Below are 20,758 nucleotides of genomic sequence, written 5' to 3'. Positions count from 1 at the left end.
CTCTCAGTGCCGACGCAGGTGCCTGCCAGACGGCCCTCACTACTCTAGCACGGCCAAGGCTGGATACAACGGGACTGGTTGTAGCAGCGACTCCTACGCCGGATCAGCGGTGCAGTGTCGGTTCTGACCGACCCCAGGCTTCAAGCAGGGTCAGTACCTGAGGCAGGTCACGCTGTGCGTGCGGTTTCGATGTGGTTGGAGCCACGATGCGGGGGGGGCTTGAGGTAGGCAATGCGCAGGGACGGGTTAGTAACCACCGTCAGGCGACGCGCCGCTTCCCGCTGTGCCGGCCCCCCTGAACCCACCCGGAGTAAGGTCTGGTCCAGGCCCTGCGCGTCGTTTACGGGGTCACCGGTCGAATCACGCGGAGTGGCTCAACACCAGTTCCAGGACCCGCGTCATTTCGACGGCACTGTACGGTTTGGCGAGGAAGCCGCTGAACCGGTAGTGGCTCCAGTCGGCAATGGAGAGATCGCTGGTATACCCGGTGGAGACGATGAGCCGCGCCTGCGGGTCGAGGGTCAAAAGCTGGCGGGCGGCCTCCCTCCCCCCCATCCCTCCCGGAACGGTCAGGTCGAGAATCACTGCCGCGAAAGGCTCGCTCCCCGCCTAGGCCTCCCGGTAGTGGTCCACGGCGGTAGCGCTGTCCGCGCAGGTGGTGACCCGGTAACCGCATTCGGTCAGAAGCCTTCCTGCCAGTTCCCGGATCATCTCCTCATACACGTAGGTTAAACATTATTACAGCCATCTCGGTATCCAATAAGGGTTTGAGATAGAGTGTGTCGCTAAAGTTTCCCCTGCCGAGGCCGAAAAGAGACGACAGAGCGGCGCACGTACCCGGAACCTCCCGCGCCCCCCGGTTATTCTCGATACAGGGGAAGCAAAGCATGCGACTACAGTGGATCATCATAGGCTACGCGATCCTGGTCACCGGGCGCTTTTTCTGGCGCGCGCTGAGGGTAAGTCTGCAGGAATGGCTGTTAAGAACCGAACCCACCCCGAATTCATGGGAGGAAGACCTCCTTTTAGCGCACGGCATGCACGGCCCACACTCCGCGAAAACCACCCCACCAGCCCCCCTGAAGCGGTGAGAAATCCCTTTACTTTAGCCTGTTGCTCCTATATCATTCATTAGTTAACCTCCCCTTGATAAAGGACAATATGGTACTATCGCACATTCGCAACTTCTCCATCATCGCCCATATCGACCATGGTAAATCCACCATCGCCGACCGCCTCCTCGAGTTCACCGGCACGCTGAGCGCCCGGGACAAGCAGGACCAGTTCCTCGACAAGATGGACCTGGAGCGCGAGCGCGGCATCACCATTAAGGCGCAAACCGTCCGACTCAACTACCGCGCCGATGATGGCAAGGATTACGTCCTGAACCTCATCGACACCCCGGGCCATGTTGACTTCACCTACGAGGTCTCCCGTTCGCTGACCGCCTGCGAGGGTGGCCTTTTGGTCGTGGACGCCTCCCAAGGTGTCGAGGCGCAGACGCTTGCCAACGTCTACCTCGCCCTCGACGCCGACCTCGAGGTATTCGTCGTTCTGAACAAGATCGACCTCCCCGCCGCGGAACCCGAACGCGTCAAGCAGGAGATCGAGGAAATCATCGGCCTCGACACGCACGACGCGGTGCTCGCCAGCGCAAAAGAAGGGATCGGCACCAAGGAGATCCTCGAAGAGATCGTGAAAAAGATCCCGCCGCCCAAGGGGGAGCCGGACAAGCCCTTGAAAGCGCTCCTCTTCGATTCGTGGTACGACCAGTACCAGGGGGTCATCATCCTGGTGCGCATCGTGGACGGCACGGTGAAAAAAGGTGACAAGATCCAGCTCATGTCGAACCGGCGCAGCTACGAGGTCCTGAAGGCCGGTGTCTTCGCCCCGGACATGCGCGAGGTCCCGGCCCTTACCGCGGGCGAGGTCGGTTTCATCATCGCCGGCATCCGCGAAGTGGCCGACGCCAAGGTCGGCGACACCGTGACGCTCCTGCACAACCCCTGCGATGCCGCCCTCCCCGGCTACAAGGAAGTGAAGCCGATGGTGTTCTCGGGGCTCTACCCGATTGACACCTCGCAGTACGAGCAGCTGCGCGACGCGCTCGCCAAGCTGAAACTGAACGACTCTTCCTTCTCCTACGATCCCGAGACCTCGCTCGCGCTTGGCTTCGGCTTCCGCTGCGGCTTTTTGGGCCTCTTGCATATGGAGATCATCCAGGAGCGCCTGGAGCGCGAGTTCAACCTGGAGCTCATCACCACCGCACCGACGGTTGTCTACAACGTGCACCGCCCCGACGGCAGCATGACCCAGATCCAGAGCGCGAACCAGCTCCCGCCGGTCCAGGAGATCGGCTACCTGGAGGAGCCCTTCATCCTCGCCTCCATCCACGTCCCCAACGACTTCGTCGGCGGGATCCTGGCCCTGTGCGAGGAAAAGCGCGGGGTGCAGCGCGAGATCAAGTACCTGACCCCGACCCGCGTCATGGTGGTCTACGAACTTCCCTTGAACGAGGTGGTGCTCGACTTCTACGACCGCTTGAAGTCGATCACCAAGGGGTACGCCTCCCTCGATTACGAGATGCTCGACTACCGCCAAAGCGACCTGGTGCGCCTCAACATCATGATCAACGGCGAGGTGGTGGACGCCCTGTCGCTCATCATTCACAAGGACAAGGCCTACTACCGCGGCCGCGAGCTGGTCTCCAAGATGAAGGAGCTCATCCCGCGCCAGATGTTCGAGATCGCCATCCAGGCGGCAGTCGGCGCCAAGGTCATCGCGCGCGAGACCGTGAAGGCCTTGAGGAAAGACGTCCTCGCCAAGTGCTACGGCGGCGATATCACCCGTAAGCGGAAGTTGTTGGAAAAGCAGAAAGAAGGCAAGAAGCGCATGAAGAACGTTGGCAACGTGGAACTCCCCCAAGAGGCGTTCCTGGCAATCCTGAAGGTTGAAGGGTAGCCTACTTTTGGATGGCTTTTGCCTTCCCAACTTACAAAGGGGAACAACTGGTAATGGAAGATTTGAAGAACGTGGCAAACGAAAACGAGACTGAAAAGGCGCCCAAGCCCGTACAGGGGAAGCATATCGTTCGGGAGTACGCGGAATCGATCTGCATAGCGATACTGCTCGCCCTGGTGATCCGTACCTTCATCGTGCAGGCATTCAAGATTCCCTCCGGTTCCATGGAGGACACCCTGGCCATTGGTGACCACATCCTGGTCAACAAGTTCATCTACGGCGCGAAGCTCCCCTTCAGCACCACGCGCATCGTGAAACTGCGCGACCCGCGCCAGGGTGACGTGATCGTTTTCGAGTACCCGGAAGATCCCTCCAAGGATTTCATCAAGCGTGTGGTCGGCGTTCCCGGCGATACCGTCGAGGTGAAGCACAAGCGGGTCTACGTGAACGGCAAGCTCTACGCGAACCCGCACGAGATCCACAAGGAGAGCGAAGAGATCCCCAAGGAGGCCAACCCGCGGGACAACAAGGACGCCGTGGTGGTGCCGCCCAACTCCTACTTCGTGATGGGCGACAATCGTGACCGCTCCTACGACAGCCGTTTCTGGGGCTTCGTAGGGAAGGACGCCATCAAGGGGCTCGCCTTCATCAAGTACTGGTCCTGGGACAAGGACAGGTTCCGCGTCCGCTTCGGCTCCATCGGGAAGCTCATCGACTAGCAGCAGGTTGAGGTTAAGGCTGAGGCTGAGAAGCCTCCGCACGAAAAGGCCCATCGGGAGATCCGATGGGCCTTTTTTGTCACGGGTAACGGCACGCTTCTCTACCAGGCAGCAAGGCACTCGTAGGGGCGAATAACCATTCCCTACAGATCAGCCGGGTGCATGACAGAATGAGTCCCCGAAAGTTCCTCACACGGCATAAAAAAAGCCCCTGGTCCGAGGTCGGACAGGGGCTTTTCCTTTTCTGAGCGCGGGACCTTACGCCAGGTCCTGAACCGCCTTGTAGATGATGTCGAACAGCTCCGGGATGTCCTTCTCGGCGATGCAGGAGAAGGCAATCCTCAGGTCGGTCTTGCTGGTCGAGATGGCACCGACGCCGTACTTGTCCAGCAGGTGCAGACGCAGCTTCTCGGCCTCGACGGTCTTGAGCTTCAGGCACATGAAGTAGCCGGAGTTGAACGGGTAGTAGTCCCAGGCCTTCTCGAACTTGCCGGCATTCAGCACTTCCTTGGTCTTCAGCGCACGACCCTTCATGACCTGGAACTTCTCTTCTTTCTGCTTCAGGAAGTCGGGCGAGCGCAGCGCCTCGATGACGAAGGTCTGCGAGGGGTGCGGACAGTTGGAGATGCGGGCGCGGATGATACCCATGGCCTTTTTCTCCAGCGCGGACATCACCGGTGCGTTCTCGTAGTTGTTGCCGTCGGCGAAGGTGATGAAGCCGGTGCGGAAGCCCCAGACGAACTCTTCCTTGGTGGCGCCATCAAGCTTGATGGCCAGGATGCGCGGGTGCAGGTTGGCCAGTTTGCCGAACAGGGACTCCTTCAGGCTGTCCTCGTAGAAGAGGCCGAAGTAGGCGTCATCGGTGATGGCGACCACGTTGCAGCCCGCTTCTGCCACTTCCTTGATGGCAGCGACCAAGGCGTCTCCCTCGGCAACCGTCGGGGTGTAGCCGCTGGGGTTGTTCGGGAAGTTAAGGAGTACGACCGCTTTCCCCTTCTCTTCCGCGGTGTTCTGCAGGGTGGTCTTGAAGGCGTCGATGTCGTAGCCGCCGGTCACGGTGAAGGTCGGGTGCTTCTTCACGATGGCGCCGCAGCAGGTGGTGAAGGTCAGGTTGTAGTTGCCCCAGAGCATGTCCGGCAGGATCAGGTGATCGCCCTTGTCGATGAACATGTCGGCGACGATGGAGAGACCGTGGGTCAGGGCGTTGGTCACGATCGGGTTGCTGAAGTGCTTGCCGACCTGGCTCGGGTTCTCGCGCAGCTGCTTCTCCCTCCAGAGGCTCCTGAGTTCCGGCTTGCCCGCCGGCGGCGCGTAGGGGTAGATGTCCTTGGGATCGAAGGCGGACAGCTTGTCCTGGATGCAGGAGAGGTACATCGGGCCGCCGTTTTCGGTAGCGATGCCGATGGTGGCGTTGAATTTGTGGGCCTTTTCCTTGGCTTCCGCCGACTGGGTCAGAATACCCTTGGGGAAGAAGAGGTTTTTACCGAGATCGGACAGCATTTCCAGCACGTGCGGGCTGTGCTGGGCAAGAGCCTCGTTCAGTTCTGCGGCCAACGGGTTCATGTAGTTCCTCCTGGTGAAGTGGTTGTTTATTGCGAAGGTTAGTACCTAGATCGACAGGCTTTTAATTGAAAACGCCATTTAAACGTGTCGTAGACAACTTGTCAACGGTAATATGGGACGGCGGGGACGGCTACCTCCCGAGCAGTTGCTCCATGAGGCGGAACCCTTCGGCGACATGAACGCCGGTGGCCTTGGCGGAGATCTCGTCGTAGCCGGCAACCCCTCCCTTCTCAACTTGTTCGCCGCTGTAGATGATGAACGGTACCGGGTCCGAGGTGTGGGTCATGAGCGCAAGCGGCGTCGGGTGGTCCGGGGCACAGAGCACGCGGTACTCGCCGTACTGTTTGATCCCTTCCAGCACCGGCCCCACGATCAGCTCGTCGAAGAGTTCGATGGCCTTGAGCTTGTCGGCAAGCTTCCCGGAGTGCGAGGCCTCGTCGGGCGCCTCCACGTGCACGAACACGAAGTCACGCTCTTTCAAGGCTTCAACTGCAGCAGAGGCCTTGCCTTGGAAGTTGGTATCCAGGTAGCCGGTGGCACCGGGAACCTCGATGACATCGAGCCCTGCGTAGACGCCGATCCCCTTGATGAGGTCGACGGCGGAGATCACCGCGCCGGTCAGCCCGAACTTGTCCCGGTAGTTCTCCATGGCGGGCGCCTTGCCGAGCCCCCAGGGCCAGATCGAGTTGGCAGGGGTTTCGCCGGCCGCGATGCGCCGCTTGAACTGCGGGTGGTTGTTGAAGATGAGCTGCGAGCTGTTCATGAGGTCGATGAGCTTTTCGGCCCCCTCCCCTTTCGGGAAGTGCACGATGACGTCCTGGCCGGTGATGTCGTGCGGCGGGGTTGCCTTTATCTGGGTGTTGCCGCCGTGCCAGACCAGGAGGTGCCGGTAGCTCACCCCGGGGTGGAAGGAGAACTCCTCGTTACCCAGTTGGCGCTGCAGCTCTTCCACCAGTTCGCGGCCGTCGGCGGTGGAGATGTGGCCGGCGGAGTAGTCGTTCATGGTGAGTCGACCGGCGCGGGCGTCCAGGTGCACCAGGTTGATCCGGAAGGCGACGTCGTCAGGTCCCAGCGAGACACCCATGCTGGCAGCTTCCAGCGGGGAGCGCCCCGTGTAGCAGTCCACCGGGTTGTAGCCGAACATCGAGAGGTTGGCGACGTCGGAGCCCGGCGGGTAGCCCGGGGGAACCGTCTGCGCCAGGCCGAGCGTGCCGCGGCGTGCCATGAAGTCCATATTCGGGGTTTTTGCCGCTTGCAGCGGAGTTTTCCCGTCCAGAGTTTTGATCGGCTGGTCCGACATGCCGTCGCCCAGCAGTACAACGTACTTCATGAATCGGGTCCTCTTGTCCTGGTAAGTTATGGGTAAGCGTGGATAGCTTTATGAGTTTTTAGTCACCCGGGTTGGTATAGCATGAAAAAGAGCAGTAACACAAGAAACGGTGCCGAAAAAGGTGGCTGTCGGGTGAAGAATAATCTGACCCGGCATGCCTGCCGTTACCTGCGCCCCCAACCGATACCGATCTCCCCCCCGCCGTGGGGCGGAAGGTCATTTGTCCCTAGTCCCTAGTCCCTAGCCCCTAGCCCCTAGCCCCTAGCCCCTAGCCCCTGCCTCACACCTACCCTCGCGGGTGGAACTCCCCATGCAACCGCTTGAGTCTCTCCCTGGTCACGTGGGTGTAGATCTGGGTCGAGGAGAGATCGGCGTGACCCAGCATGATCTGCACGCTGCGCAGGTCCGCGCCGTTCTCCAGAAGATGGGTGGCAAAGGAGTGGCGCAGGGTGTGCGGGGATATCGCCGCGTTGATGCCGGCCTGCAGGGCGCGCTTCTTGATGATGTTCCAGAAGGCCTGGCGGGTCATCCCCTCCCCCAACCGGCTCACGAACAGGTTGGCGCTCCCCTTGCCGCGCAAAAGCTCCTCGCGCGCCTCCTCGAGGTAACAGCGGACCGCTTGGCAGGCGCTCTCACCAATCGGGACCAGCCGTTCCTTGCTCCCCTTCCCCAGGGTCATCAGGTACCCGGCCGAAAGGTTCACTTCGGAAAACAACAGCCCCACCAGTTCGGAGACCCTGAGCCCCGTGGCGTAGAGCAGCTCGAGCATGGCGGTGTCGCGCAACTCGATGGCTCCGGGCCCCCGGGCGGCGGCGAGGAGCGCTTCGACCTGCCGGTTATTCAACACGGCGGGGAGCTTGTGCACCCCCTTGGGCGCCTCGATGATGGAGCTGGGATTAAGCTCGCTGTACCCCTCGACCACCAGGAAGCGGTGCAGCATGCGCAGGGCGGAAAGGGCGCGGGCCCGAGAGCGCGGCGCCATCCCCTGGTTCTTCAGGTGGGCCAGGTAACCCGCCACGTCGCTGGGGCGGATCTGATCGGGCGTGCGGTTACCGAGATAGGAAAGGTAGCGGGCGAGGTCGCGGCTGTAGGCGGCCACGGTGTTGGCCGCGGCCCCCTTCTCCACCAGGAGGTAGTTTAAAAAAAGGTCGAGGTACTGATCCACTAGTTGTCGATGGCTGCCAAGAGCTCCCGGCGGATCTCGTTGAGCTTCTCTTCATCGCTGATCTTCTGCCCGAAGATGTTCTTCACGTAGAAGACGTCGGCCACCTGGTCGACCTTGGTGGAGATCTTGGAGACGCCGATGTAGAGCCCGAGCCGGGTCAGGGTACTGGTGATCGCATAGAGCAGCCCCACCTTGTCGTGGGCGTAGATGTCGATGACGGTGTAATCGCCGGAAACCTCGTTGTCGATCTCCACCCGTGCCGGCATGGTCGGCTTCGCCTTCTCGGAGAGGATGCTGGGGCGGTGCCGTTTTGCGACCAAGGCATCCACCTTGACCTCGCCTCTGAGCACCTGGCGCAGGTCGGACTCCAGGCGCGACCAGCGCCCCTCGTCGGTGATCACGAAACCCTGCGGAGAGTTGACCTGCAGGATGTCCAGCACCTTGCCGTTTTTGTTGGTGTGGATCTGGGCACCCAGGATGTTCATGCCGTTGGCGGCCATCACCCCGGTGATCATGGAGAAGAGCCCCGGGATATCGTAGGTGCAGATGGTGCAGTTGGTGTACCCCTTGTCCACCTCGTGACCGAGTTTGACCTCCAGGGTATGTTCGCTGGAGAGGCCGAGCAGGATCCTCATGTGACCGGCGATGATCTCCGGAGCATAGGAGAGCAGGTGCCTCGTGGAGAGCGCCTGCAGCTCGTCCTTGATCGGCTGGGCGGGAAAGTCGCTAATGAGCAGGTCGTAGACCGCGCGCTTGACGCGGCGCACCCGGTCGCCGGAGGCCTCCAGCTTGAAGTCGCCGCGCTCCAGTACCTGGAAGGCCTTCTCGTAGAGCTCCTGCAACAAAAGCCCCTTCCACTCGGTCCAGACGTCCGGCCCGACCGCCTTGATGTCGGAATAGGTCAAGAGGTAGAGCATCTTCAGGTTTTCGCTCTTCTCCATCTGGCGGGCGAACTGGATGATCATCCCTTCGTCGTGCAGGTCGCGGCGCTGGGCGATGTGGGCCATCAGGAGGTGCTGGCGCACCAGGAACTGCAGGCGCTCGCTGTCCTCCTTGGTGAGCCCCATGCGCCGCGCGATGGTCTTGCTGAGCTCGGCGCCGAGTTCCGCGTGGCCGCCCCCGCCCCCCTTGCCGATATCGTGCAGCATGACCGCCAAAAGGAGCAGCCAGCGCTTGTCGATCTCCTTGGCAAGCTGGGTCAACAGCGGCAGGTCGTCCTTGTGCTCCCCCTGCCAGAGCTTGGTGATCTCCTCTACGGCAAAAAGGGTATGGGTGTCGACGGTGTAGATGTGGTAGGCGTCGTGCTGGACCTTGCAGTTGATCCGCTCGAACTCGGGGATGTAGCGGTTCAAAAAGCCCAGGTGATGCATCTGCTGCAGCGTTTCATAGACGCTCTTGTCGGACTGCAGGATGTTGCAGAAGGAGGTGTGGGCTTCCTTGGAGCGGCGGAACTTGTCGTTGACCAGGTCCAGGTTGTCGCGGACCAGCCCCTTGGTGGAAACGGAGATCTCCACCCCCTGTTTCTGGGCGAACTCGAAGATCCGCATGAGCCGGATGGGATCCTTCTGGATCACCGCCTCGTCGGGAACCACCAGTTCCCCCTTCATGACGTAAAACCCCTCGCCGACCGGCCGCCGGGTGAAGTAGCCCAGGAACTTGCGGGCCCCCTCCTCGCGCTGGCTGCACTTGGTGATCAAGACCGAAGCGAAATGCTCGACCCGGTTGGCGTGCAGGTAGAAGTCCTGCATGAACTGCTCGACGGCGAGCACCTTGCCGCGGTCCTCGTAGCCGAAGAAGCGCGCCAGCGAGATCTGGGCGTCGAAGGTGAGTTGGTCGTTCTTGCGGCCGGCCAGGTAGTGCAACTCGTTCCTGATGCGCCACAGGTAGTTGAGCGACGAGTAGTAGATGGCGATGTCCTCCTCGGAGAGCACCCCCTTGATGACCAGCTCGCGCGGTTCGTCCACCTTGTACTTCACCTTGGCGACCCACATCGCGGTATGCAGGTCGCGCAGACACCCCTCCCCTTCCTTGAGGTTCGGTTCCAGGATGTAGACGCTCGAGCCGTACTTTTCGCGCCGTTTCTTCAGCTCGGTTATCTTCTCCGCGATGAAGGCGTCACTTCTCTTGGCGAGCACCTGGCTCACCATCACCTTCTTCAGCTCGGCGAAGAGGTTCTCGCTGCCGTGCAGGAGCCTGGCATCCAAAAGGGCCGTCTTTACCGTCACGTCGCCGTTGGCCATCTCGACGCAGTCGGGAATGGTGCGCACCGAGTAGCCCACGTCCAGACGGAGGTCCCACAGGAAGTAGAGCAGGCGGTTCGCCACCTCCTCGACCCGCTTGGAATCCTTCCCCTTGTAGAGGAACATGAGGTCCAGGTCCGAGTACGGGTTCAACTCGCCGCGCCCGTAACCGCCTACCGCGACGAGGGCCAGTTCGCCCGTTTTCCCGTTGATCTGGAAGTCGTCGGAGAGCGCCGTGAAGAGTCGCACCACCAGGGCGTCGGTCATCGCGGTGATGGCCTGCACCACGTGGATGCCGTCGTCCCCCTCCCGGTGGCTGCGCTTCATCTCCTCGCGGTAGTGCTCGAGGAACTCGCGTGCAGCGGCCAGGTAAGCGCCGCGTTTCTCTTCGAAGCTTTTGCCGTCACCTTTGAGCGACTCGCTGAGGTACCCGTTGATGTTGAGCCGCATTCACTCTTCCTTTGCGATCCTTACCACCTGCAACACGCCGGAGAACTTCTCGATGTCGGCCACGTCCAGGCTCTCGGTATCGCCGATCACCCCGATGATGACCCGGTTGGCGCCCGTAGATTGATGGATGTCGAAACCCCGGTCGATGAGGTAGGCCTTGATCTCTTCCTGGTCCACCATATCGGCCGTCTTGCGCATGACAATCAGCACGTAACTATCCTCCTTTAGTGATCGCCGCGGGTCATGATGCGCTCCAGGCGGCGCGACTCGTCGATGACCCTCTCGAAGAGTCTCACGATGGCCTGGTCGTCCAGTGGCCCTCCGTTTTCCGAGGCCATGCGCTGGAAGATGCGCTTTTCGCGGGTCGGGTCGTACACCGGCAGATCGAGCCCCTTCTTGATCTCCCCGATCTTAAGTGCGAGCGAAGCGCGTTCGTTGAAGATGCGCAACAATTCGGAGTCCAACCGGTCGATCTCTGCCCTGATCTCGTCGATGGTCATGAAAACCTCTAGAACCCTTTCTTTAAGTAGGTGTCGCGACGCCAATTGACATCATCCACACCCGGGTGATCGATGTTGTAGTTGAGGCCGCGCGACTCCTTCCTCAACTGCGCACAGGATACGATCAGCTTCGCGACGGTAGCGATGTTCCTCAACTCGATGAGGTCGCTGGTCACGATGAAGTTCCAGTAGTACTCCTCGATCTCGCGCTGGATCAGGTCAATGCGGTGCATGGCGCGCTCCAGCCGCTTGTCGGTGCGCACGATCCCCACGTAGTTCCACATGAAGCGCCGGATCTCGTCCCAGTTCTGGGAGACCACCACCATCTCGTCGGAGTTGGTCGCCGTGCCGCAGTCCCAGTCCGGGGTTTCCGGGGTGTCAAAACTCGCGCTCTTCAGCACCTCGATGGAGTGCTTGAAGGCGCGACCGGCGTAGACCGCCGCCTCTAAAAGCGAGTTGGAGGCCAGGCGGTTCCCGCCGTGCAGGCCGGTGAAGGCGACCTCGCCGATGGCGTAGAGATGCTTCACGTCGGTCTCGGCGTCGTCGTTGACCGCCACCCCGCCGCAGAGGTAGTGGGCCGCCGGCACCACCGGGATCATATCGCGGGTCATGTCGATGCCGAACTCGAGGCAGGTCTGGTAGATATTGGGGAAGCGCTGGGTGATGTACTCGGCGCCCCGGTGCCGGATGTCCAGGTAGACGCAGTCGTCGCCGTGGGTCTTCATCTCGTTGTCGATGGCGCGGGCCACGATGTCGCGCGGCGCCAGGTCTTTCAGGTGATGGTAGCGCTCCATGAAGGCGGTGCCGTCGCGCCGTCTGAGGATGGCCCCCTCGCCGCGCACCGCCTCCGAGATCAGGAAGCTGCGGGCGGTCGGGTGGTACAGGGTCGTCGGGTGGAACTGCATGAATTCCATGTTGGCGACCGTGGCCCCGGCGCGGTAAGCCATGGCGACGCCGTCGCCGGTCGCCACGTCCGGGTTGCAGGTGTAGAGGTACACCTTGCCAGCGCCCCCCGAGGCGAGCAGCGTGATGCGCGCGTTAAAGGTCTTCACCTTCTCCGCGTCGATGTCCAGCACGTGGGCACCCAGGCAGCGGTTCTCCTTGAGCGGCTTTTTGAGAACCTTTGCCTCGGTGATCAGGTCGATGGCGATGTGATTTTCGTAGATGGTGATGTTGGGGTGCTTCCGAACCGCCGCCACCAGGGCGCGCTCGATCTCGCGGCCGGTGACGTCCTCGGCGTGCAGGATGCGCCGGGCACTGTGACCACCCTCACGGGTCAGGTCGTAGCCCCCCTCGTTCATGGTGAACTGGACCCCCCACTCGATCAGGTTCCTGATCACCTGGGGACCTTCCTCGACCACCATGCGCACCACGTCTTCGTGGCAGATACCGGCTCCGGCCACCAGGGTATCCTGCACGTGGGCATCGAAGGTATCTTCATCCGAGGAGACCGTGGCGATCCCGCCCTGGGCGTAGTTGGTTGCCGATTCGGCTATCTCACGTTTGGTGACCACGGCGACGCTGCCGTGGGCTGCAGCCTGCAGGGCGAAGGAGAGCCCGGCAATACCACTACCGATCACCAGAAAATCGCTTTCAAGCTTCATGCATCCCCCGATCTAAACCGTATACATAACGGTTGTGGCGTTCAGAAAATTGGCAAATTATTGATCTCCCCCGGATTTTTGTCAAGGCATTTCGGGCCAAACTGACACAATAGGCCTTGAATAAATCCGGCAATTCGTCTATATGTCTTCAGGGCGTCACTGCTTTTTGCCCGATGCCAAAGGAAGGTTTTTGCAACTTGAGAGCACACCTCGTCACCCACGTGCTGATACTGGCGCTGCTGACGTTTTCAGTACAAGCGCACGCCGATATTTACCGCTATGAGGATCCCGACGGGACCCTTCATTTCACCGATGCCCCCACGGACAAGCGGTTCAAAGTGTTCATGCGGGACATCAAGAAGGACAAGAAGTTACGGACCGCCTTCAAGCTCCCCGGCTACGCCCGTGACCCGGCGCAGTTCGAGCCGATCATCCTGGCCTGCTCCCGCGAGTTCGGGGTGGACAGCTCGCTCGTGAAGGCGGTGATCCACGCCGAGTCGGGGTACAACCCGACTGCCGTCTCCTCCAAGGGTGCCCAGGGTCTCATGCAGCTCATGCCGAGTACCGCGAAGGGGCTCAAGGTCGCCGACAGCATGGATCCCGGGGACAACATCCGGGGCGGCGTACGCTACCTCCGTTTTCTATTGGACACCTTCAAGGGGAATGAGTCCCTGGCGCTCGCCGCCTACAACTCGGGACTTTCCAAGGTGGCCAAATACGGCGGCATCCCCCCCTACCCCGAAACCCAGCAGTACGTAGCGAAGGTGCTGAGCTACCGAAATAACTACCGTTAAAGGCCTACTATTCCATGTCGAATCCGGCACCACCGCAAGTCATGAACCTGCCCAACATCCTCACCATGGGGAGGATCGCGGCCATACCCCTTCTCTGCCTCCTGCTCCTCTCACCGGAGCGCACCCCCTGTTTCTGGGCGGCTGCCCTCTTCGCCGCCGCTTCGGTCACCGACTGGCTCGATGGCTACCTGGCCCGCCGCATGGGGATCGTCACCGTCTTCGGGAAGTTCCTGGATCCCATTGCCGACAAGCTCATCGTCATGGCGGCGCTCATCATGATCCTCCCCTTCGACCGGGTCCCGGCCTGGATGGTGCTGGTAATCCTTGGGCGCGAGATGATCATCACCGGTCTGCGCGGCATCGCCTCCACCGAGGGGATCGTGATTCCCGCTTCGAATCTCGGCAAGTTCAAGACCATCTTCCAGCTGGTTGCCATCATCGGTCTTCTCTTGCACTACGACTACCGCTGGTTCTTTTCCGTGGACCATCCTCTGCTAGTAGTGAACATGCACAACGTCGGGATGTTCTACCTCTGGATCGCCACCATCATAACTATCTGGTCCGGCGTCGATTACCTGTACAAGTTCATGCGGGTGATCGTGAAGTAGGTTGGTACGCGGCGGGGTTTGCGGCAGATAGTCAAATTTTGAGGTTGACAGCTGCTCCGAATCGGGTTATAAACGCGGCTCCACTGAAGGAAACGGCGGCATGGCCAAGTGGTAAGGCAAAGGACTGCAAATCCTTTATTCCCCGGTTCGAATCCGGGTGCCGCCTCCAAAAATATAAGGGCTTACAGGTGATTCCTGTAAGCCCTTTTGTTTTGCCGTATCCCCTGCTGCGGCATCTACTGCCAGGCGTATCCGGCGCCTAGAGCCCCCTCGCCAAGCCCAGTGCTGGAGCGTCCTCCCCCTGCCCTGTCGATCCGATCCAAGACTAACGCGCCCTACCCGAATCCCCCTGATAGTCAGAGCTTGATATGAAGCCGGAACTGATCAGTCGTCCTTTCCACGCACCGGCGCCGCACCGTACCCTCCCATGAAAACCTCGACGGCCCGCCTGGTCCCCTCCCGGATCACCTCGTTACTCAACACCTCCGGCGAGTCTAACAGCAGCAGGTGGCGAAACTCCGTCTCCAGGAGACTGATCAGGTGGCTTGCAGCGATCAGCGGATCCGCCGGACGGAGCCGGCCCGCCGCCATCAACGGCTCAAGAAACTGGGCTATCAGCTGTTGGGACCGCAAAGCCCCCTGCTCGTACAGTTCGTGCACCGCCTTGGAATGCTTCGCCTGGGCGATCATCATGTGCCGCGTCACCACGATCTTGGGCGAGTAGATCAGGGCGATGAACCGCTCCCCGTAGCACCGCAGAGCCTCACCGACATCTTCAACCTGCTCCTCGAACGGTTGATGCACGGCTTCGTACTCAGCAGCAACCGACTCAATCACCACCGCGATGAACAGCTCCTGTTTCGAGGGGAAATAGTTATAGACGGTGGTCCGGGACCCTCCCACCCTGGTGCAGATCTCCGCCATGGAAGCCCTCTCGAAACCGACCGCGTTAAAGACCTTCCCCGCCTCTTCTATAATGGCCCGTCGCTTGGCGTCCGTCTTTACCCTCATTGCGGCTCATCCTCCCACCGAAATTTTGTTTGCATTTTTATATCAAGGTGGTTTAGTTTTGTCGAGCTTAAATCAATAACGTAACATACGTTACTCTTAAGCAGATTTCACGGGAACCAAGCGGAAACGGGTACACCAGATGAATGCGATTACCATAGCCCCCCTACTCCTCGGCCTGGCGGCTTTCGGCGTTGTGCGTTACGCAGCAAAAGTAAAAAAACCCAGCCTGGAACGGGCCAGGGGGCTCGAAACGATCTTTGAGAACGCCTCAGATGCTGCGATCATGAACGACATCTCGGGCTTCGTCAGGACTGCGAACAAGGCCTTTTGCAGGCTTACCGGTTACCTGCCGGCGAAGCTCATCGAGCGCTCGATCTTTGAACTTGCCCACGGTTGTACCCCTGAAGAGCTCGCGCGGCGCTGGCGCACCGCCGACCACGGTGAGTCCATTGTCAGTGCTTTCCAAGTGCGGCTCCAGGATGGCAGCACTATCCCCATCGAAATGGTGTCCACCCCGCTTCGGCAGGCCGGCGAGCCACTGATCCACTCCGTGTTCCGGGATCTGTCCAACCGCCAAAAGATGGGCCACGGCCCGGGCGCCTGGTCTTTTGCTGACGACCTGATCAATATCATGCCCATCCCGGTCTTTTATAAGAACACCCAGGGACTGTACATCGGATGCAACCGGGCCTACGAGGAGTTCAAAGGCATCACCCGGCAGGAAATGGTCGGGAAAACCGTGTACGAAATGGCACCTCCCGAGATCGCCAGGAAATATGACGAGATGGACCGTGCCTTACTGCAGACCAGGGGCATTCAGATTTACGACTGGGTGATGCCGGATGCCAAGGGGATCGAACGTAGTGTGATCTTTCACAAGACCGTGTTCACCCAGGCCAGCGGAGAAATCGGGGGAATCATCGGCGTCATGCTCGACGTCACCGAGCGCAAGCAAGCCATGGCGGAACGCATAAAGCACGAGCAACAGATCCAGCAGGTGCAGAAACTGGAAAGCCTGGGCGTTCTTGCCGGCGGCATCGCGCATGACTTCAACAACATCCTGATGGCGATCATAGGTAACGCCGACCTGGCCCAGGCACGCCTCCCCATCGAGTCGCCGGTCCGGCACAACCTGCAGAAAATCCACGCGGCAGCCTTTCGGGCGGCGGACCTGTCACGCCAGATGCTGGCCTACTCCGGCAGAGGGAAGTTCGTGTTGGAGCTTCTTGACTTAAACCGCCTCATCGAAGAGATGATCCACATGCTCGAAGTATCCATCTCTAAGAAGGCGGTCTTACGTTTCAACCAGTTCAACCCGCTGCCGATGTTCGAGGGCGACGCCACCCAGATCAGCCAGATCATCATGAATCTGGTGATCAACGCCTCGGAGGCTATCGGAGAAAAAAGCGGCGTAATTGCGATTACCACGGGATGCATGGACTGCACCCGCCAGTACCTCCAGGACCTTTGCCTCGATCAGAGTATCCCGGAAGGCCTCTGCGTGTACCTGGAGGTCGCCGATACCGGCTGCGGCATGGACGAGGAGACCAAGGCAAAGATCTTCGACCCTTTCTTTACCACCAAGTTCACCGGGAGAGGCCTGGGGATGTCCGCCGTGTTGGGGATCATCCGGGGACATAACGGGGGGATCAAGATCTACAGCGAGCAAGGCAAGGGGAGCAGCTTCAAAGTCATCTTCCCGGCCAGTTCCAAGCAGCTGGAACTTCTTGACCGGGCCCAGATGTCCAGCACCTGGACTGCCACCGGTAAAGTACTGCTGGTAGACGATGAGGAATCCGTCCGGGCCATCGGCTCAGACATGCTGAGGGAGCTCGGGTTCGAGGTGGTGACGGCCTGCGACGGCAAGGATGCGCTGCTTCGTTTCCAGGAACAGCCGGGTTTCAGGTTCGTCATCCTCGACCTCACCATGCCGCACATGGACGGCGAACAGTGCTACCGCGAGCTGCAGCAACTGAAACCGGGGACGCGGGTGATCATGTCCAGTGGCTTCAACGAACACGAAGTTTCGCAACGGTTCATCGGCAAGGGGCTGGCCGGTTTCATCCAGAAGCCCTATACCCTCACGGCCCTGAAGGAAATCGTCAGCAAAAGCTGCATGTGAAACGGGATTTAGCCGCGGTTTCATCGATACATCTCGCGTAAAGGAGGGCGCAATGGCTCCCCAGACAACCAAGGAAATGCTCCTCGCCGCGGCGACCGAAATGTTTGCGGAGTACGGCTACAACCAGGTGAGTGTCCGGGACATCTGCCGGAAATGCAATACGAGCATCTCGATGATCACCTACCATTTCGGTGGCAAAGAAGGGTTGTACCAGAAGGTTTTACGAAAGCAGTTTTCCTGTTATTCAGCGATCCGACGACTGGCGGCAGACAAGTCAAGCCCACTGGTACGGCTGGAAAAGTACGTCATCTGGGCACTCGACAGGCACAGGACCTCCCCGCATTTCTCGAAAATCTACCTGAGAGAGCTGATGTCGCCCAGCGGGTATTATGAAACCCACCTGAAACCCCTCGTCCTGAAATCAAAACAGTGCCTGATGAAAATTCTCGATGACGGGATGAGGCAGGGGGACATAACTGACAAAATCGACCCTGAGGCCATGGCGCACATCATTTCCACGACGATTAACTGCATAGGTATTTACTCGGACATCCATTCCCAGCAGAGCCCGGTGCTTGGAAGTAGAGATCCTATAGATGCCAGGGATATCCTCGCCCTGCTTAGACCGGGAATCAAGGCGAGGACCTGCACGGAACCTTGTCATAGCACCTGATCCCCACCAGGTAGGTACAGTTATTTCCCACCCGCCCTCCATTTCCCCCTAACACTTCTACGAATTTCTTCGCCCACAGCGACTGATTCACCTTAAGCCCACCCTCCCGTAACCGATCAAAAGCCCATAATTTGACGATGCCCACCTCAGGTAACTGCCGCAAATTCGACCAAGGGAACATACCTCGCGCAGTACAACGGCAGTCCAACCCAATCGTTTTGCATCGCGTGACCGTACAGGCAACGGACACCTGCTGCTTATACGGCAAATTCAACGGAGGGATGCGCATGAACTTCTGGGGCGATCTAAAAGTAAGAACGAAGATGATGACACTGGTAATGATAAGTTGCTTGGGACTGGTACTGGTTGGCAGCATCGGGATGATCAACCTCTCGAGGATGAACCAGGAGGAGCAGACCCTGAGTGACGGCATAACCCAGACTGCCGTGCTGCAGGATTTGAAAAACGAATTCTTGACCATGCGGCTGGATCTGGTCTACCTCCTGTCCTTGAAAGATACCGCCAAGGCAAAAGAAAAAACCGAGGATTTCGAAAGCCGCGCAGCTGCGGTCCGAAAAGGCGTCCAATTCTACGAAAAATGCGATATCGAGCCTTCGGAGCGCCGCAAGATACAAGATTTTCGTGCGCTCTTTGAGAAGTACGTCGACCAGGGAAAGATACTGGCCGAAAAGGCAGCTGCGATCCAGCGCGCCGTGAGTGCAGAGGCGCTCGATGAAGCTGTCAGTTTTGCCACCGGACAGCTCGCACCGCTCTACCAAAAGCCTGCGAAGTTGGTTGCAGAGCTGGTGGATGCCCACCTGAAAGAAGGTGTCGATGTTCGCAAGGCCAGCGCAGCGGATTTTCAGCACACGCGAAGGATCATGCTCGCCATCATCCTCTTTGTGGCGCTTGGCACCTTCGTTGGTGGCTTTCTCATCACCAATTCGGTGGTGGGTCCACTTAAAGAGGTCTTCGCCACCCTGCGCAGAGTTGCCGACGGGTTCCTTGGCGCCCGGTGTACGGTAGTGAGCAAAGAAAAACGAGTCCCCTCTCCCCTTGCGGGAGAGGGGCAGGGTGAGGGGGAAGTCGCCTACTCCGAGCTCATGGCAGCTTCACCCACCCTCCTGCCCCCTCCCGTCAAGGGAGGGGGGATGCTACCTTCCCGGAATTGCGGGATGAACCTATGTAAAGCCTAAAACAGTGCCCTCACCTGCCGGGTTGCATTTCTGCCAGCAGCCGCTCGATTTCATCCTTCTTCACTAGAAGCGGCTGCATCTGGGTGACCGGCCGGTGAGCACGCGGATTTTCCAGCCATTTTCTGAGGGAATCCGGCGTCCAGCGCTCTCCTTGCTGCCAGGTCTTCGGATAGAACTTGCTCAAGAGCCCGGAGAGGTTTGGGCCGATATTTCCTCTCCCCAAGCCGCCCCATGTTGCGGTCAGTGCCTTATGGCAAGGGCCGCACTGTTTTTGAAAAACACTCTGCTCGCCCCGTTTCCGCTCGAAGTGCACTAGCTGGGGTGCTTCTTTCCCTCCCCTATCCCCTTTCCGCGCGCCGGCGAGAATGGCGACCACGAGGTCATCGACCTGCTGCTCGGGGACCTGGAAATCCGGCATGAAAAAGGCGGGGCTCCGGATGGCCCGCACCAGTTGCCCGGTGGTCGCCGATTTTCCCAGCCGGTCCAGATCGCCTGCCAGATGGTTCCCTTTTCCGGCAAGGGTGTGGCAGCGGCGGCAGGCGAAGAGTTCCAGGAGCTTTTCGCCGCGCACCAGCGGTGGCGAACCGGCCAGGGCGGACCAGGCGTACCTGCCGCGTACCAGGTCGCGGTGCGCGATGGAGAGGCGGTCGGAGCGCCCATCACCCCGATGGCACGTTTCACAGCTGCCGAGGTGGGTGTAGTGCGCCCTGTGGCACCTAAGACAACTGGGCCGGGCAGCCTCCACCGCAGCGGGGACCAGGACCAGCAGCGCGCCTATCAGGCCTAAAACGGCAGAACGAAAGCCCAATTCTCACCTCTGAAGTACCCGGCGATGACCGTCAGGAGCAGCACGGCGGCGAAGGTGACCAGGGAAGCGACAGCAATGCGAAGGTGCCCCGTACCGAGCCAGGAGGCCTGGTCGCTCTTTTGCTGACCGGGGAGCCACGGGAGCAGGATCATCCCGAGCGCCACAGCGAGGACGGCGTAGATGAGGTACTTCGAATAGCTCACCACTTCCTGGATCCAGAGTAAAAACCAGGCTGACTTGACAGGGTTCGGGACGCGCGCCAGGTCCGCCGGTTCCTGCAGTGGCGCCGGCCAAAGGGCGGCCAGGACCAGCAACAGGATAGTTGCGAGCAGCCAGGCGATCTTGATGATCCGGAAGAAGTACGGGGAGCTTTTCAAGTAGCCGCGGGTCATAGGTAGGGAAGTACCCCCTTATTTTTCCGGATCCGGTAAAAATGCAGGAAGCTCAGCCCCAGCACGGACAGTGGGACCAGCATGATGTGCAGCGCGTAGAAACGCAACAGCGACATGGGATGCCCTATGCCGTCGGGCACCAGGATGCCGCGTAAAAGGGGCCCAAAGGGAAAGGTAGCCAGAAGCTCCATCCCGGTCTGGGTCGCCCAGAGCGCCAGCTGGTCCATGGGGAGCAGGTATCCGGTGTAGGCCTCGAAGACGCAGAGCAGCAACAGCAGGCAACCGATGACCCAGTTCAGCTGGCGCGGTTTCTGGTAGGCGCCGGTTAAAACCACGCGCAGGGTGTGCAGCATGAGCAGGACGAGGAGCAGGTGGGAGCAGAGCCGGTGCAGGCTGCGCAGGTAGCGCCCGCCCCAGACCGAGCTTTCCAATAGAAGAATCGAACCGTAGGCCTTCTCGGGTCCGGGCTGGTAATAGAAGAGCAACAGCATCCCGGAGCAAAGGAGCAAAAGGAAGGCGCTGAAGGCGAGGCCGCCCAGACAGAAGGTATAGGAGATGGTGAGGTTGCGCTTTAAAACGACCCGCGGAAAGAGATGGCTGAGAAATTCGTTGAGCAAGAAAC

19 protein-coding genes and 1 tRNA gene are annotated in these 20,758 nt (G+C 60.0%); 8 read left to right on the top strand and 12 right to left on the bottom strand.

The genetic code is table 11. From position 1 onward, the window contains the following. Nucleotides 1-360 precede the first annotated feature (360 nt). A complete protein-coding gene (locus H7688_RS14465; RefSeq protein ID WP_183361866.1) occupies nucleotides 361-585 on the bottom strand; it encodes a hypothetical protein in 225 nt (74 codons plus the stop codon). Nucleotides 586-1,161: 576 nt separating this feature from the next. On the opposite strand from H7688_RS14465, the gene lepA reads away from it, so the two are divergent. Beyond that, a complete protein-coding gene (gene lepA, locus H7688_RS14460; RefSeq protein WP_183361865.1) occupies nucleotides 1,162-2,961 on the top strand; it encodes a translation elongation factor 4 in 1,800 nt (599 codons plus the stop codon). A gap of 53 nt (nucleotides 2,962-3,014) precedes the next feature. After that, entirely contained in the window at nucleotides 3,015-3,680 is a 666-nt protein-coding gene (gene lepB / locus H7688_RS14455; protein ID WP_183361864.1) for a signal peptidase I, read from the top strand. Between the two features lie 258 nt (nucleotides 3,681-3,938). On the opposite strand, the gene H7688_RS14450 is transcribed toward lepB, so the two are convergent. From H7688_RS14450 to nadB, 7 genes are all read right to left on the bottom strand, one after another. Beyond that, on the bottom strand, nucleotides 3,939-5,243 hold the full coding sequence (locus H7688_RS14450; RefSeq protein ID WP_183361863.1) for an aminotransferase class I/II-fold pyridoxal phosphate-dependent enzyme: 1,305 nt from the start codon (nucleotides 5,241-5,243) through the stop codon (nucleotides 3,939-3,941). A 130-nt stretch (nucleotides 5,244-5,373) separates the two neighbouring features. Beyond that, nucleotides 5,374-6,573, bottom strand: coding sequence for a cofactor-independent phosphoglycerate mutase (locus tag H7688_RS14445; protein ID WP_183361862.1), 1,200 nt, complete (start codon nucleotides 6,571-6,573; stop codon nucleotides 5,374-5,376). A 286-nt stretch (nucleotides 6,574-6,859) separates the two neighbouring features. Then, nucleotides 6,860-7,738, bottom strand: coding sequence for a site-specific tyrosine recombinase XerD (gene xerD / locus H7688_RS14440; RefSeq protein ID WP_183361861.1), 879 nt, complete (start codon nucleotides 7,736-7,738; stop codon nucleotides 6,860-6,862). Next, the gene (gene glnD / locus H7688_RS14435; protein WP_183361860.1) at nucleotides 7,738-10,428 is read right to left on the bottom strand and encodes a [protein-PII] uridylyltransferase; all 2,691 of its coding nucleotides are present in this window, start codon (nucleotides 10,426-10,428) and stop codon (nucleotides 7,738-7,740) included. The genes xerD and glnD overlap by 1 nt, the downstream gene beginning before the upstream one ends. Further along, on the bottom strand, nucleotides 10,429-10,638 hold the full coding sequence (locus H7688_RS14430; protein WP_183361859.1) for a hypothetical protein: 210 nt from the start codon (nucleotides 10,636-10,638) through the stop codon (nucleotides 10,429-10,431). It abuts the gene before it with no gap. A gap of 14 nt (nucleotides 10,639-10,652) precedes the next feature. Further along, entirely contained in the window at nucleotides 10,653-10,928 is a 276-nt protein-coding gene (locus H7688_RS14425) for a chorismate mutase (protein WP_183361858.1), read from the bottom strand. 8 nt (nucleotides 10,929-10,936) lie between these two features. Beyond that, a complete protein-coding gene (nadB, locus tag H7688_RS14420; RefSeq protein WP_183361857.1) occupies nucleotides 10,937-12,532 on the bottom strand; it encodes an L-aspartate oxidase in 1,596 nt (531 codons plus the stop codon). A gap of 197 nt (nucleotides 12,533-12,729) precedes the next feature. Between nadB and H7688_RS14415 the strand changes: the two genes are divergently transcribed. The 3 genes from H7688_RS14415 to H7688_RS14405 all read left to right on the top strand — a co-directional run bounded on the left by H7688_RS14415 (nucleotide 12,730) and on the right by H7688_RS14405 (nucleotide 14,103). Next, nucleotides 12,730-13,326, top strand: coding sequence for a lytic transglycosylase domain-containing protein (locus H7688_RS14415; protein ID WP_371873182.1), 597 nt, complete (start codon nucleotides 12,730-12,732; stop codon nucleotides 13,324-13,326). 41 nt (nucleotides 13,327-13,367) lie between these two features. After that, nucleotides 13,368-13,934 carry a CDP-diacylglycerol--glycerol-3-phosphate 3-phosphatidyltransferase gene (pgsA, locus tag H7688_RS14410; protein WP_371873181.1) on the top strand — a complete coding sequence of 189 codons (567 nt, stop codon included), beginning with the start codon at nucleotides 13,368-13,370 and terminating at the stop codon, nucleotides 13,932-13,934. Between the two features lie 94 nt (nucleotides 13,935-14,028). Then, nucleotides 14,029-14,103, top strand: a tRNA-Cys gene (locus H7688_RS14405). A gap of 215 nt (nucleotides 14,104-14,318) precedes the next feature. Here H7688_RS14405 and H7688_RS14400 read toward each other — a convergent pair. Further along, the gene (locus tag H7688_RS14400; RefSeq protein ID WP_183361854.1) at nucleotides 14,319-14,945 is read right to left on the bottom strand and encodes a TetR/AcrR family transcriptional regulator; all 627 of its coding nucleotides are present in this window, start codon (nucleotides 14,943-14,945) and stop codon (nucleotides 14,319-14,321) included. Nucleotides 14,946-15,084: 139 nt separating this feature from the next. Here H7688_RS14400 and H7688_RS14395 point away from each other — a divergent pair, with 139 nt between their 5' ends. The 3 genes from H7688_RS14395 (at nucleotide 15,085) to H7688_RS14385 (ending at nucleotide 18,936) form a co-directional block, all read left to right on the top strand. Continuing rightward, entirely contained in the window at nucleotides 15,085-17,067 is a 1,983-nt protein-coding gene (locus H7688_RS14395) for a PAS domain-containing hybrid sensor histidine kinase/response regulator (RefSeq protein ID WP_281379484.1), read from the top strand. 52 nt (nucleotides 17,068-17,119) lie between these two features. After that, entirely contained in the window at nucleotides 17,120-17,740 is a 621-nt protein-coding gene (locus H7688_RS14390) for a TetR/AcrR family transcriptional regulator (RefSeq protein ID WP_183361853.1), read from the top strand. Nucleotides 17,741-18,027: 287 nt separating this feature from the next. Continuing rightward, complete coding sequence (locus H7688_RS14385; protein ID WP_183361852.1) at nucleotides 18,028-18,936, top strand: MCP four helix bundle domain-containing protein; 909 nt, start codon at nucleotides 18,028-18,030, stop codon at nucleotides 18,934-18,936. Between the two features lie 10 nt (nucleotides 18,937-18,946). On the opposite strand, the gene extS is transcribed toward H7688_RS14385, so the two are convergent. Genes extS through H7688_RS14370 form a run of 3 tightly spaced genes read right to left on the bottom strand, consistent with a single transcriptional unit; the run spans nucleotide 18,947 to nucleotide 20,753 of the window. Beyond that, the gene (gene extS, locus H7688_RS14380) at nucleotides 18,947-19,744 is read right to left on the bottom strand and encodes a selenite/tellurite reduction operon c-type cytochrome lipoprotein ExtS (protein ID WP_246329815.1); all 798 of its coding nucleotides are present in this window, start codon (nucleotides 19,742-19,744) and stop codon (nucleotides 18,947-18,949) included. After that, nucleotides 19,720-20,136 (bottom strand): selenite/tellurite reduction operon b-type cytochrome membrane protein ExtQ, encoded by a 417-nt coding sequence (gene extQ, locus H7688_RS14375; RefSeq protein WP_183361851.1) that lies wholly within the window; start codon nucleotides 20,134-20,136, stop codon nucleotides 19,720-19,722. The genes extS and extQ overlap by 25 nt, the downstream gene beginning before the upstream one ends. Next, entirely contained in the window at nucleotides 20,133-20,753 is a 621-nt protein-coding gene (locus tag H7688_RS14370; protein ID WP_183361850.1) for a cytochrome b N-terminal domain-containing protein, read from the bottom strand. The genes extQ and H7688_RS14370 overlap by 4 nt, the downstream gene beginning before the upstream one ends. Nucleotides 20,754-20,758 lie beyond the last annotated feature (5 nt).

Origin of the sequence: Geomonas limicola (genome assembly GCF_014193675.1) — a bacterium.
Lineage (GTDB): Bacteria > Desulfobacterota > Desulfuromonadia > Geobacterales > Geobacteraceae > Geomonas > Geomonas limicola.
This window is presented reverse-complemented; position numbering and strand designations above follow the sequence as displayed.

What these genes read in the sequence shown, in the direction of transcription:
- H7688_RS14385 (WP_183361852.1), top strand. Translation starts at nt 18,028, where the DNA reads ATGAACTTCTGGGGCGATCTAAAAGTAAGAACGAAGATGATGACACTG.
- H7688_RS14425 (WP_183361858.1), bottom strand. Translation starts at nt 10,928, where the DNA reads ATGACCATCGACGAGATCAGGGCAGAGATCGACCGGTTGGACTCCGAA.
- H7688_RS14390 (WP_183361853.1), top strand. Translation starts at nt 17,120, where the DNA reads ATGGCTCCCCAGACAACCAAGGAAATGCTCCTCGCCGCGGCGACCGAA.
- nadB (WP_183361857.1), bottom strand. Translation starts at nt 12,532, where the DNA reads ATGAAGCTTGAAAGCGATTTTCTGGTGATCGGTAGTGGTATTGCCGGG.
- H7688_RS14450 (WP_183361863.1), bottom strand. Translation starts at nt 5,243, where the DNA reads ATGAACCCGTTGGCCGCAGAACTGAACGAGGCTCTTGCCCAGCACAGC.
- H7688_RS14395 (WP_281379484.1), top strand. Translation starts at nt 15,085, where the DNA reads ATGAATGCGATTACCATAGCCCCCCTACTCCTCGGCCTGGCGGCTTTC.
- pgsA (WP_371873181.1), top strand. Translation starts at nt 13,368, where the DNA reads ATGAACCTGCCCAACATCCTCACCATGGGGAGGATCGCGGCCATACCC.
- H7688_RS14400 (WP_183361854.1), bottom strand. Translation starts at nt 14,945, where the DNA reads ATGAGGGTAAAGACGGACGCCAAGCGACGGGCCATTATAGAAGAGGCG.
- H7688_RS14445 (WP_183361862.1), bottom strand. Translation starts at nt 6,573, where the DNA reads ATGAAGTACGTTGTACTGCTGGGCGACGGCATGTCGGACCAGCCGATC.
- lepA (WP_183361865.1), top strand. Translation starts at nt 1,162, where the DNA reads ATGGTACTATCGCACATTCGCAACTTCTCCATCATCGCCCATATCGAC.
- glnD (WP_183361860.1), bottom strand. Translation starts at nt 10,428, where the DNA reads ATGCGGCTCAACATCAACGGGTACCTCAGCGAGTCGCTCAAAGGTGAC.
- lepB (WP_183361864.1), top strand. Translation starts at nt 3,015, where the DNA reads ATGGAAGATTTGAAGAACGTGGCAAACGAAAACGAGACTGAAAAGGCG.
- extQ (WP_183361851.1), bottom strand. Translation starts at nt 20,136, where the DNA reads ATGACCCGCGGCTACTTGAAAAGCTCCCCGTACTTCTTCCGGATCATC.